Origin of the sequence: Chromohalobacter sp. 11-W (genome assembly GCF_029889905.1) — a bacterium.
GTDB lineage: Bacteria > Pseudomonadota > Gammaproteobacteria > Pseudomonadales > Halomonadaceae > Chromohalobacter.
The window spans coordinates 468,983-481,571 of record NZ_JARANZ010000001.1 but is presented as its reverse complement, the minus strand read 5'-3'; the positions used below and the strand labels follow the sequence as shown (position 1 = coordinate 481,571).

The following is a 12,589-nucleotide window of genomic DNA, read 5'->3' as shown; positions in this document are numbered from 1 at the left end:
GTCTCCGTTAGCGCACCATGGCGATGACTTTCTGTAAGGCTTCGACGAACGCATCGACCTCTTCCGGCGTGTTGTACGCAGCCAAAGAGGCACGACACGTCGCATCGAGTCCCATGCTGGCAAGCACCGGTTGGGCACAATGATGCCCGGTGCGGATCGCCACGCCAAGCTGATCGATCAGCAGGCCAATATCTTGGGAGTGGGCACCGTCGACCACGAACGAAAGAACACTCACCTTGTCCGGTGCCGTGCCGATCATGCGCAGGCCATCGACCTCCTTCAGCTTATCGGTGGCGCGTTCGAGCAGGTAATGCTCCCACGCCGCCATCAGGTCGATGCCGGTCTCCGCTATCCAGTCGAGCGCCGCCCCCAAGGCGATCACTTCCGCAATAGCCGGTGTCCCGGCTTCGAACTTGTGCGGAATCTCGCTGTAAACCGTGCCCTTCTCGAAAGACACGCGGCTGATCATCTCGCCACCGCCCTGCCAAGGCGGCATCGCCTCGAGCAAGGCCTCGCGGCCATAGAGAACGCCCACGCCGGTGGGGCCGTACGCCTTGTGGCCCGAGAACGCATAGAAGTCGACGTCCAGCGCCTGGACATCGACGCGTTGATGCGGCACCGCCTGGGCACCGTCGACCAGGATCAGCGCACCATGCTCATGCGCCGCGCGCGCCATTTCCGCTACCGGATTGACGGTGCCCAGCGCATTCGAGACGTGATTGACGCACACCAGACGCGTGCGCTCGCCCAGCATGTCCCGGTAAGCCGCTTGGTCGATCACGCCGCGCTCATCGACCGGAATCACCTTGAGCGTGACGTCCAGCGCCTCGGCCAGCATCTGCCAAGGCACGATATTCGAATGGTGCTCCATCAACGAGACGATGATCTCGTCACCCGGGCGCAGATTAGCCCGCCCCCAGCTATTGGCGACCAGGTTGATCGCCTCGGTGGTGCCGCGCGTGAAGACGATCTCGCGATGCGACGCCGCGCCCAGCCAAGCACGCACCTTCTCGCGCGTGCCCTCGTAAGCCGCCGTGGCCTCGTCGGCCAAGGTATGCAGCCCACGATGGATGTTGGCGTTATAGCGCCGATAGTAATCGTCCAGCGTATCGATGACCGCCGTCGGCGTCTGACTGGTCGCCGCGTTGTCCAGATAGATCAACGGCTTGCCGTGGACTTCCCGTTCGAGGATCGGGAAGTCGCTACGCACACGCGCCACATCAAGCATCGTCTCGGCAAAGGCATTCATGGGCTCAGGCCTCCTCAAGCGCGTCGGAAACCTCGACCAGATCCGCGAGATTGAAGCGCTCGGGCAATTTCCCCGCCACGGCACGCTCGACACGCTCGGCAATGATAGGCAGACGCACCTGATCCATCACCTCGCCCGCGAACGCCAACGTCAAGAGACCGCGCGCCATCTGCTCGTCGATGCCGCGTGTACGCAATGCGAAGACGGCCTCCTCGTCAAGCTGGCCGGTCGTCGCGCCGTGCGAGCACTTGACGTCGTCGGCGTAGATTTCCAGTTCAGGCTTGGTATCGATCTCGGCGCGATCGGACAACAGCAGGTTAGCGTTGTTCTGATACGCCTCGATCTGCTGGCTATCGCGCTTGACGATCACCTTGCCGTTGAACACGCCTCGGGCACGATCATTGAGAATGCCCTTGTAGTTCTCGTTGGAGAAGGTGTTCGGCGCGTTATGATTGACCAAGGTGTGATTGTCGACGTGCTGACGGCCTTGGACGAAGAATAAGCCATTGTAATTGGTCTCCGCGCCTTGCGCGTTGAGATCCGTGACCAAGTCGGTGCGCACCAGCGCGCCGCCCAGATTCAAATTGAACGACGTAAAGCGCGAATCACGGCCCTGCTCGACATGGATGCTCGCCACGTGCAGGTCCTCACTCGAGGCTTCCTGGAGCTTGTAGTGATCGACGATGGCGCCGCGTTCGAGCATGACTTCACTGACCACATTGGTGAAGTTGGCCGCGCCCGCCTCGCCGGCGTAATGCTCAACCACCGTGGACTGGCTGCGCGCGCCGGCCATCACCAACACGCGCGGATGACTCATCCGTGCCGATTCATTGGCACGCGAGGCGAAAACCACATAGATCGGCTTTTCGACCACAACGCCCTGACCGATACGCACGACCGCGCCTTCCTCGGAAAGCGCCACGTTGAGCGCGGTGAACGGCGAGAAGTCGACCCCTGCGAGACGCCCGATGGCGCCACCGATAGCCTCGTGGTTAGTGCGCATCGCCGTGGTCAAGGGCTCGACGGAAACGCCCTCGGGCAGGTCCGTCAGATCGGACAGGGCCGCCGAGAAGACGCCATCGACGAATACCAGACGATGCGCGTCCAGCGGCATGCCGAGTGCTGCGAAACGTGCCTCATCGAGTTCGGCGTCATCGGCTAACGTGAATTCGCCTTCGGCGATGCGACGAACGTCGGTATATTTCCAGGCCTCGTCACGCTTGGTGGGAAACCCTAAAGCTTCGAAGCGTGCCGCGCCGGCCTGGCGGCGTGCCGCTACCCAGGTCGGCTCGTCATCGGCTCGTTCGCCGAGCCGCTGTAGAAAAGCGTGTGCTGCACTCATGCCGCAGACTCCTCCAGCACCCATTCATACCCACGAGCTTCGAGCTCGTGGGCAAGTTCCTTACCGCCGGATTTAGCGATACGGCCATCCACCAGGACATGGACGCGATCCGGCACGATATGCTCGAGCAGACGCTGATAGTGCGTCACCATGAGAATCGCGCGATCGGCATTGCGCAGCGAGTTGATGCCCTCGGCGACCACCTTCATGGCGTCGATATCAAGCCCCGAGTCGATCTCATCGAGCATCGCCAGCTTGGGCTGTAATACCAGCATCTGTAGGATCTCGTTGCGTTTCTTCTCGCCGCCCGAGAACCCCTCGTTGACCGCACGCTGCAAGAAGCTGCCATCCATCTTCATGAAGCTCAACTGCTCGCGGACCAGCTTCATGAATTCCGGCGCCGGAATTTCCTCTTCACCACGCGCAACGCGCTGCGCGTTAAGGGCCGCCTTTAGCAAGTAGATGTTCTTGACGCCCGGAATTTCCACGGGGTATTGAAAGCCCAGCAGAATGCCGGCCAGCGCCCGCTCTTCGATTTCCATTTCCAGCAGGTTCTTGCCTTCGAACAGCACTTCCCCGCTGGTCACCTCATAACCGTCCTTACCCGCGATCACCGCCGACAGCGTCGACTTGCCCGCCCCATTGGGGCCCATCAAGGCATGAACCTCGCCGGGATTGACGGTCAAGTTCAGCCCTTTGAGGATTTCCGAACCGTCTACCGTGACATGCAGATCTTTGACTTCGAGCATCTTGATACCTTGCTTGCGTTCGAGTCGCCCGGCGACTCCGATACATGGGTTGAGACCTTGACTGTGCGCCTGTCGGTATATCGGGCGCGTTACCCGACAGCCCCTTCCAGCGTCACATTGAGAAGCGCCTCGGCTTCCACCGCGAATTCCATCGGCAGCTCCTGGAAGACATCCTTGCAGAAGCCGTTGACGATCATGTTGACGGCATCTTCTTCGGAAATGCCACGTGACTGGCAGTAGAACAGCTGATCCTCGCCGATCTTCGAGGTGGTTGCCTCATGCTCCACGGTCGCCGAGCTGTTGCCGATTTCCTGATACGGGAAGGTATGTGCGCCACAACGGTCACCTATCAGTAGCGAATCGCACTGTGTGAAGTTGCGCGCGTTCTTGGCGCGCGGACCGACCTTGACCAGGCCACGATACGCCTGATCGCTGCGCCCGGCGGCAATCCCCTTGGAGATGATGGTGGAGCGCGTCCCTTCACCGATATGAATCATCTTGGTGCCGGTATCGGCCTGCTGGCGACCGTTGGTCACCGCCACGGAATAGAACTCACCGACACTGTCCTTGCCGCGCAGCATGCAGGACGGATACTTCCAGGTGATCGCCGAACCGGTCTCGACCTGCGTCCAACTGATCTTGGAGCGATCGCCCCGGCAGTCGCCGCGCTTGGTGACGAAGTTGTAGATACCACCTTTGCCGTCTTCATCACCGGGATACCAGTTCTGCACCGTCGAATACTTGATGTAAGCATCTTCCAGCGCCACCAGCTCGACCACCGCCGCATGCAGTTGGTTCTCGTCACGCTGCGGCGCGGTACAGCCTTCCAGGTAGGACACCTGGGCGCGCTTGTCGCAGACGATCAGCGTACGTTCGAACTGGCCGGTATTCGCCGCATTGATGCGGAAATAAGTGGACAGCTCCATGGGGCATTCGACGCCCTCGGGCACATAGACGAAGGACCCGTCAGTGAACACCGCCGAGTTGAGCGCGGCGAAGTAGTTATCGCCCTGAGGCACGACACTGCCCAAGTACTGACGCACCAGCTCCGGATACTCGCGAATCGCCTCGGAGATCGAGCAAAAGATGACACCCGCTTCCGCCAGCTTCTCCTTGAACGTCGTGGTCACCGAGACCGAATCGAACACCGCATCCACCGCGACCCCGGCCAGCGCCGCGCGCTCGTGCAGCGGAATCCCCAGCTTCTCGTAGGTTTCCAGGAGCTTGGGATCGACCTCGTCGAGGCTCTGCGGCTTGTCTTCCTGCTTTTTGGGCGCGCTGTAATAGGAGATCGCTTGATAATCGATAGGCGGATAGTCGAGATGCGCCCAGGAAGGCGTGGTCATCGTCAACCATTGGCGATAAGCCTCCAGGCGCCATTCCAGCATCCACTCGGGCTCACCTTTCTTGTTCGAGATGAAAGCGATGGTGTTTTCATCCAGCCCCGGCGGTACGGTATCGCTTTCGATGTCAGTCACGAACCCTTGGGTATATTCGCGCTGAACAAGCTCTTCCATTTCCTGACTTGCCATGGTGTCTCTCCTCCCGAGCGGTATGCTCTCGGCGCGTGGCCATCGCCACGGCCCCGATATCGTCTAATCAAATCTCGGCGCGACTCGCCAAGGTCACGCTCTGTATGGGCAATTGAACGGGCAGTTTCAGCGGTGCTTCTTGGGCTAGATGCGCCAGGGTCACGCTGTCGAGCAAGGTGCGAATCGCCAGCGAGACACGCTGCCAGTTATCAGCGACGCCGCAGGTGTTGACCAGGTCGCAGTCGCCATCGGCGTGGCTACACTCAGTCATCGCTACCGGCCCTTCGATGGCGCCGATGATATCGGAGGCGGTAATGGACGCCGCCGGTCGCGCCAACCGATAACCGCCCAACGAGCCGCGCCGCGATTCCAGAAGCCCGGCTCTCACCAGCATCTTCAACGTCTTGCTGACGGTGGGGTGTGGCAACTGCACCGCATCGGCCAGCTCGGTGGCGGCGTGTGCCTGCTCCGGGTAACGCGCGATCTGCGCCATTACCACGGCGGCATAGTCGGTTAGCTTGGAAAGCTTCAACATGCCCTCACTCCACGGATGCTCTATTGAGGACCATTTTAGTCCTCTATGGATTCGATGTGAAGAGAGCCGGCGAGTTCGCGGCTTCGAACGCTATGTTAGCGTCAAGATAACGACCGTTCGCATCAATAATGACAATTATTACCATTTGAGAAGACTATCGGCGCTTGCCTTGGGCACGATTCACCCGCACATTCGAGACAGAACTTCAGTCGGATACCGTAATGCGACGTCACTTGACCCAGGAACTGCACAATTTCATCGAGCGCGGCCGCGACCGCCAACTGCGTCTCGCCGTTACCGGTCTTTCGCGAGCCGGCAAGACCGCCTTCCTGACCTCGCTGGTGCATCAGTTGCGTCATGCGGGCCTGGAAGCACGCCTCGACCTGTTGCGCGCCGCCCGCGAGGATCGCCTGCTTGGCGCCCAGCGGGTCGCTCAGCCCGATCTCGGTGTGCCGCGTTTTCCCTATGACGCCGCCATGGCCTCCCTCGACGGCACACCACCGCACTGGCCAGCGCCCACGCGGGGCATCAGTGAGCTGCGCCTGACCATCAAGCACCGTACACGGCGCGCCCGGGGCCTGCTGGGCGATACGGCGACGCTGACTCTCGACTTGATCGATTATCCCGGCGAATGGTTGCTCGACCTTCCTTTGCTCGAGCACGACTTCCTCAGTTGGAGCGAGACGCAGCAGACCACCATGGGCAGTGAGCGCCAACGCCTCGCCGCGACCTGGTTGAGTGCCGCCGAGGCCCTGGCGCCGGACGACGAAGCCGACGAAGGCCAACTCGCCGAGATCGCCAGCCATTACGCCGACGCATTGCGCGCCTCGCGCGAGGCCGGCTTCGCCGATCTGCAACCGGGGCGCTTTCTACTCCCGGGCGATCTGGAAGATGCGCCGGTGCTGCAATTTTTTCCGCTTCCCGGCGTGCGCGAAGCCAACCGCGCTGAACTCGACGCCTTGCCCGAGACAAGCGTCTACAAGACGCTGGCGCGGCGGTTCGACCATTATCGCCGCCACGTGGTCAAGCCGTTCTACCGTGAGCATTTCCGGCGCTTCGACCGCCAGATCGTACTGGTCGATGTGCTGGGCGCACTCAACGCCGGTCCGGAACGCTTCGAGGATCTTTCCCGGGCGCTGAGCACCCTGATGCGGAGTTTTGATTACGGCAAGCGCAGCCTGATGAGCCGATTGTTCTCGCCGCGCATCGATCGTCTGGCCATCGCCGCGACCAAAGCCGACCACGTCACGCCCGAACAGCATCCCAACCTCGTCTCCCTGCTCGAATCCCTGCTCGCCGAACCACTCAAGGACCTGCGCTATGCCGATGTGCCGGTGAAGGCGCTGTCCTTGGCGGCGGTGCGTGCCACCGAGCCACGCGAAGTGGATAATGACGGCCAACGCCGCGCGGCCCTGCGTGGCACCACCCTGGAAGGCGAGGATGTACTGCTGTTCCCCGGCGACGTACCGCCCCGCTTGCCTGAGCGCGACTTCTGGGCCCGCCAGGGATTCGACTTCACGGCGTTCCGCCCCCCTTATCGCGACACGCCCGAATTACCGCATGTCCGCATGGATGCAGCGCTCGACTGGCTGATTGGAGATAAATTGAAATGAACGAGCCGCGCCCCGGCCAACGTTTTCGCGTCGACCCAGAGTCCCCGCCCCGCTTTACGGCCACTCCAGAACCGGGGGAACGCTTTTCCCCGGACAGCGTTTCTCATCCGCTCGCCGCACAGGACGCCGTGCCGGACGTTCCCCTCGAGGCCAGCCTGGGCAAACCCCGCAAGCGCCGCTGGGGGCTCATGACCCTACTCGGCGGCTCCCTAACGCTGGGTGGTTTGGAAGTGGCACGCCAGCTATATACCGCCACCCTCGGCGGCGACTGGCTGGCAGGCGCCTGGAGCGCACTGGGTATATTGGCGCTGGGTTTGGGTGTCATGGCACTATTACGCGAGCTATGGCGTCTACGGCGTCTGAAGCGGCACACTCGATTGCGTGACCAACTCGACTCCCCCGAAGAGGCCACGCCCCACGACATGCAGACGCTCGCCGAACGCTTGCGGCGCCAGATGCAGCTAGGCGACGACGATCCTAACTGGCGCGCTTTTCAAGCCGCACATCAGCCGCACCACGACGCTCAGGAAACACGTACCCTACTGGCGCATCACCTCCTGGCCCCACGCGATCGTCAGGCACGCCGGTTGATCGCACGCATGTCCGGTGAAACAGCCGTCATGGTCGCCGTCAGTCCGGTCACTTTTTTCGATATGGCCTTGATGGCGTGGCGCAATATCGGCCTGATCGACCGCCTCGCCGCGCTCTACGGCCTGGAGCTCGGTTACGCCAGCCGCCTACGTCTGTTTCGCGCAGTGCTCTACAACATGGCCTTCGCCGGCGCCAGCGAAATCGCCACGGATGCCGGGATGGACCTGCTCTCGATGAACGTGGCCGGCAAACTTTCCACCCGCGCCGGCCAAGGGCTCGGCGCTGGCCTTCTCACCGCGCGGCTCGGCCTGCGTACGCTGCGCATGACACGCCCGATCCCCTTCGACGAGGGCGAAGCCCCACGCCTCGCTGACCTGCGCCGCGAACTCTGGCAGCGCCTGCGCCGACTGGAAACACAAGGCGATAACCAACAATCCACCTCGTCTTGATCCAGATCACGATGCGTCACGTACTGGTCAACTAGGCTAGATTGAGTGCACACGCGACCGCATCCAAGCGCTTCGCGAGTGCTGACTTTCATGCCAGCACATACGGAGGTTGCCATGTACTCGACCATCGTGGTTCCCGTCGACGGATCGGAAGCAGCCAGCACGGCGCTCGATATCGCCTGCAAGCTGGCCAGCGCCGACGATGCGCGCCTACATATCCTGCATATTCCCGAATCGCTGGCCCACGACACTCTCCTCGTCTGGGGCGTGGGCGCGGTCCCCATGGAAGCCAGCGCCGAACAACTCGAGCGCGCCGGCCGGCAACTGCTCGATGCCGCAACTCAGGCCGCCAGCGAACGTGGCATCACCAATGTCGAAGGCTCGCTACATCAGGGCGATCCGGCACGGGTGATCATCGAACAGGCCAAGACGTTGGACGCCGATGCCATCGTCATGGGCAGCCGTGGCTTGAGCGACATCGCCGGACTCGTCGTCGGCAGTGTCTCGCACAAGGTTTCACACACTGCTCCCTGCCACGTCATCAGCGTGCATTGAATCGCCGGGGCTCAGGTTAGCGCGAAGAACTCTCGCAACTGCCAGGCAACGCCATAAGGATGGTGATGGCCGATGCGTGCGGCGTCAGGAACGCGCCGCACCAATTCGGGATGAGCGTTTTCCATGATGAAGCCGTGGCCAGCCAAGGCCAGCATCTCGGCATCATTTAAGTTGTCGCCGAACGCCAGGCAGCGCGCCGCGGGTAGATCGAGATGCGTCAGCAGACGCTCCAGCGTGGCGCCCTTGTTGACGCCCTCCGCCATGATCTCCAGTGAATGGGACATCGAATAGGTAATGTGCAGTCGCGTGCCTAGCGTTTCGTCGATGCTCTGTTCCAACGACGCCAGCGCGACGGGATCGCCGATGCACAGCACCTTGCCCACCCCATTGCCATCATGGGCCTCCAGATCGGCAACCCGATAATGAAAACCGGTGTGTGCGTGCAAGGCCTTCAATTCGGGAGCCGACGCATCGATCAACCACTCATCGCCGGTATAGAGATTGAGCCGGATATCGGCATCGCGCGGCAGCTCGATCAACGCCCGCACCAGTTCGGCCGGCACCCACTGCTCGGCGAGCAGCGTATCGTCGGGGGCATAGAGATGCGCCCCATTGGTACTCAAGATATAGGCGGGAACGCCCAGCCGACGGCGGAATGCAGTAATGTCGTGAAAGTGACGTCCCGACGCCAGTGCAAAACGATGACCCTCGGCGGCTAGTGCCTGAAAGGTCTCGATGGTCAACTCATCGAGATCGTGCTCGGCATTGAGCAGGGTGTTATCCAGATCCGTAACAATCAGATGAGGCTGCATGCGGCTTCCCGGTTGGTTCTCGACACCCCAAGGTTATCGCATATCGGCCTGGAGTTGGGGACTGGCGTTAGCGCCACGTACGGTTGGTCAAGGTGCATCTCACAACAGGACAGCTCCGTATGCAGAACGCGCGATATCGACGCCCCCAACGCCAGTGTGGCCGATCATTCCGTGCTTTTTCCTTGAGTCGCCCAACTGTTCAGCATTTTCTGCGTGCGGAGCATGGCGGATAAATGCTGAACAGTTAAATGCCTAGAGAGCGCTATTCTCGTCACCTTCATCGGGCTTGGCCGAGCCTTGGTGCTCCAGCGGCGTGGCCCGGTCGAGGCGCGGATGGTTGTCGAGAAACTCGCGGTGCGGGTCGTCGAGGGCGTCCAGCGCCTGGAGGGTGTACGTCAGCGCATGGATCGCCGCCAGCACGTCCTGAGTATTGCCGGTCTCGGAGATGGTGTGCATGTTGCGGATCGGGAAGCCGATCGAGGTGGCAGCGCAATCCACCGCGGCCAACACGCCAGCCATGCCGTCGGTGCCTGTGTCGACGCCGACCATGTCACGCTGCATCGGAATGTCGTGCTGTTTGGCGGCGCTCTCGATGATCCGGTTGAGCTGCTCGCTGGCGATCGCGCCCACCGCCATGGTGAAGCCCTTGCCCATTTCCAGCGGCTGCATGCGTCGGTCGCCGATACCGGGTGCCGCCACGTAGTCGTGATTGACGTCGACGCCGATCAGCACGTCCGGTTCGAGCTCCCCGGCCAGCACACGGCTGCCGAAGCGGCCGATCTCCTCGTAGCTGGCAATGGCGAACATTACGCGCACCTGCCGGGTGCCGCCCGCCTCGGCGATCAGTCGTGCGACCTCGCTGGTGACGAAGCAACCCAGGCCGTTGTCCAGGTAGGCGCCGTAGAAGGTGTCGGGGCTGAAACCGGAGCGGATGGGACGATCCATGATGATCGAATCGCCGGGGCGCACGCCCAGATTCAATACCTGCTGCTTCTTGTTCTCGCCATGGATCTGCAGATCCAGGTAGATCTGCTCCTTCTTGATGCCACGGTCGCCCGAACGCACCGCCGGGTCGGCGAAATGAATGGCGCCCAGCGCCTCCACCGTACCGCCCTGGATCACCCGGTAGCTGCCGGGATTGTCGGGGTCTTCGCTGAACAGCTTGACCTCGTGGCCGATCAGCACCGTGGGCAGGAAGGAGTCGGTATTGATCCAGATCTTGCCGTCGTCGCCGATCGAGCGCACCTGCATGCGAATCTTGTCGGCGTGACCGATCAGCATCACCTTGAACATGTCATCACGGCCGGGGTGGGTATCCAGCACTACGCCGGCATGGCCCTTGAACTGGTGCAGCTGCCAATCGCTGGGGGCGAACGACTCGAAATGCGGCTTGAGCACGCCATAGGTCATCGCGCCCTCCAGCCCTACCGGGCTTGGTGCGTCGAGGATCTCGCGCATCAGCTTGAACTGCTGCTCCGGCATGGGCCGGTTCCAGGGTTGATTCGTCTCGCTCATTGCGCTCACTCTTTGTGCATTCAGTCTCTATAAAAGACTAGTTTGGCAGATTTAAGGCCACTAACTGAAGCCAAACATCACGACGCTGCGGCGTCATGGGCGTGGGCGTCTACGCGTCCGGTAGGTTCCAGGCATCTGGTGCGTCAATCCGTTTGTGAGAGCAGCGCGGCGCGCAGCTCTTCCGACAGCGGTGGCTCGGCCAGCCAGATACCGAAGTAGGCACGCGCCAGCGCAACGTCATCCGACTCGAAGCGCTTATCACCGTTCAGACTCAGACTCAGTCGTGGCACGTCTGGATTCCAGTCAAGCCTATAGAGGTCACCGTCAGTGACATCGGTCATTGCATTCTGGATCGCCTCTATCTTGGGGCGAATCGCCTCGCGTGCCTTCACCGCGTACTGTTTGTCCAGAGTGGCCCAAGTCGCCTCGCGAATATCCGCCACGTCCACATCGCGCCGATACTCGAGAAGCAGACTCATCGGCATCTCGGCGTTGATGATGGCATCCTGGCTAGCATCAGCCGGTGCATAAAGAGCCGCGTCATATACATCCCAGAACATATAACTGGCGGTGCCTGCCCCTTGCAAAACGAGTTCAGTCCCATCCAGTGACTTTTCAGCCGCAAACGACGCCGCGAGGGCTGAACTACCGCCCCAGCCAATCATGACTGCCAGCCCCAACCCTTGGATGAGGCCGGTTAAAACAGCGCGCATCGTCATGACGAACCTCCGTCTGTATTAGACTTGGTGTTAGCCAGATCCGTAACCACCAGATGAGGCTGCATGCGGCTTCCCGTTAGTTCTCGACACCTCAAGATTACCGCATATCGGCACGCCTCGCGTCGCCTGGAAAAGATGTGCAGGCACAGTGAATCAAGCCGATTCGTATTACCATAGCCTGTCGTATCGATGATCATCCTCTAAACCTGCACTACTCGCTCACCTTAGGTGGGCGGCTTTGTCAAGGAGACTCCATGGCTAACTTCGACCGCCGACTCGATATGGACGATGCCATGCGGCATGCTTTCGGCCTCTATCACCAGCGTATCGAAGAGGAAAAGCAAGGAAATAGTGGCCCACATCGCCATATGGCGGTAGGGCCAGCAGCCGGTCGTTTCATCAACTTGCTGGCCAGCAGCCTCGACGCACCGCACATTCTTGAGTTGGGCACTTCTCTAGGCTACTCGACGCTCTGGCTAGCCGATGCCGCCCGCGCTACGGGCGGCCGAGTGACCACGATCGAATTGGAAGCAGAAAAATCTGCGATTGCCAAGGAAATGGCTGAAGGCGCGGGGCTCGTCGAGTGGGTCGATTACCAAGTGGGAGACGCCCTTGCCTTGATCGACATCCTCGACGGGCCCTTCGACTTCGTGCTCGTCGACCATTGGAAGGACCTCTATCTACCGAGTTTCGAGGCCTTGCGCGACAAGCTCGCTCCCGGTGCCATCTTGGTGGCCGACAACATGATCCGTGGCGGCGGTGGCGATAGCAGCGGCCAGGCAGAATACGCTGCCGCCGTCCGCGCCATGCCGGGCATGACAAGCGTCTTGCTGCCGGTGGGCTCAGGGCTGGAAGTCAGCCGCTACGAACCTGCCTAGGCAGCGAAACAGTGCCCGTCACCCTTGACGACATCCATTCGCCATCGACA

General features: G+C 61.3%; 12 protein-coding genes. 4 read left to right on the top strand and 8 right to left on the bottom strand.

From position 1 onward, the window contains the following. Window positions 1-7: 7 nt before the first annotated feature. The 5 genes from OP494_RS02110 to OP494_RS02090 form a co-directional block, all read right to left on the bottom strand. A complete protein-coding gene (locus OP494_RS02110; RefSeq protein ID WP_280539091.1) occupies window positions 8-1,249 on the bottom strand; it encodes a cysteine desulfurase in 1,242 nt (413 codons plus the stop codon). 4 nt (window positions 1,250-1,253) lie between these two features. Further along, window positions 1,254-2,591: a Fe-S cluster assembly protein SufD gene (gene sufD / locus OP494_RS02105; RefSeq protein WP_178999448.1), complete on the bottom strand. Its 1,338-nt coding sequence runs from the start codon at window positions 2,589-2,591 to the stop codon at window positions 1,254-1,256. Continuing rightward, a complete protein-coding gene (gene sufC / locus OP494_RS02100) occupies window positions 2,588-3,340 on the bottom strand; it encodes a Fe-S cluster assembly ATPase SufC (RefSeq protein WP_178999447.1) in 753 nt (250 codons plus the stop codon). The genes sufD and sufC overlap by 4 nt, the downstream gene beginning before the upstream one ends. An 89-nt stretch (window positions 3,341-3,429) precedes the next feature. After that, window positions 3,430-4,872, bottom strand: coding sequence for a Fe-S cluster assembly protein SufB (gene sufB, locus OP494_RS02095; RefSeq protein ID WP_178999446.1), 1,443 nt, complete (start codon window positions 4,870-4,872; stop codon window positions 3,430-3,432). 67 nt (window positions 4,873-4,939) lie between these two features. Further along, entirely contained in the window at window positions 4,940-5,407 is a 468-nt protein-coding gene (locus OP494_RS02090) for an SUF system Fe-S cluster assembly regulator (protein ID WP_040244045.1), read from the bottom strand. Between the two features lie 221 nt (window positions 5,408-5,628). On the opposite strand from OP494_RS02090, the gene OP494_RS02085 reads away from it, so the two are divergent. From OP494_RS02085 to OP494_RS02075, 3 genes are all read left to right on the top strand, one after another. Then, on the top strand, window positions 5,629-7,020 hold the full coding sequence (locus OP494_RS02085; RefSeq protein ID WP_280539089.1) for a YcjX family protein: 1,392 nt from the start codon (window positions 5,629-5,631) through the stop codon (window positions 7,018-7,020). After that, the gene (locus OP494_RS02080) at window positions 7,017-8,060 is read left to right on the top strand and encodes a TIGR01620 family protein (RefSeq protein ID WP_280539088.1); all 1,044 of its coding nucleotides are present in this window, start codon (window positions 7,017-7,019) and stop codon (window positions 8,058-8,060) included. The genes OP494_RS02085 and OP494_RS02080 overlap by 4 nt, the downstream gene beginning before the upstream one ends. A 114-nt stretch (window positions 8,061-8,174) precedes the next feature. Continuing rightward, a complete protein-coding gene (locus OP494_RS02075; RefSeq protein WP_178999443.1) occupies window positions 8,175-8,615 on the top strand; it encodes a universal stress protein in 441 nt (146 codons plus the stop codon). An 11-nt stretch (window positions 8,616-8,626) separates the two neighbouring features. Here OP494_RS02075 and OP494_RS02070 read toward each other — a convergent pair whose 3' ends face one another. The 3 genes from OP494_RS02070 to OP494_RS02060 all read right to left on the bottom strand — a co-directional run bounded on the left by OP494_RS02070 (window position 8,627) and on the right by OP494_RS02060 (window position 11,661). Then, window positions 8,627-9,427, bottom strand: a complete 801-nt coding sequence (locus tag OP494_RS02070; protein WP_280539087.1) for a Cof-type HAD-IIB family hydrolase — start codon at window positions 9,425-9,427, stop codon at window positions 8,627-8,629. A gap of 252 nt (window positions 9,428-9,679) precedes the next feature. Beyond that, on the bottom strand, window positions 9,680-10,942 hold the full coding sequence (locus OP494_RS02065; RefSeq protein ID WP_280539086.1) for a M20/M25/M40 family metallo-hydrolase: 1,263 nt from the start codon (window positions 10,940-10,942) through the stop codon (window positions 9,680-9,682). A 143-nt stretch (window positions 10,943-11,085) separates the two neighbouring features. Then, window positions 11,086-11,661 carry a chalcone isomerase family protein gene (locus tag OP494_RS02060; RefSeq protein ID WP_280539085.1) on the bottom strand — a complete coding sequence of 192 codons (576 nt, stop codon included), beginning with the start codon at window positions 11,659-11,661 and terminating at the stop codon, window positions 11,086-11,088. A gap of 254 nt (window positions 11,662-11,915) precedes the next feature. Between OP494_RS02060 and OP494_RS02055 the strand changes: the two genes are divergently transcribed. Next, on the top strand, window positions 11,916-12,539 hold the full coding sequence (locus OP494_RS02055; protein WP_247639401.1) for an O-methyltransferase: 624 nt from the start codon (window positions 11,916-11,918) through the stop codon (window positions 12,537-12,539). The last annotated feature ends 50 nt before the right edge of the window (window positions 12,540-12,589 follow it).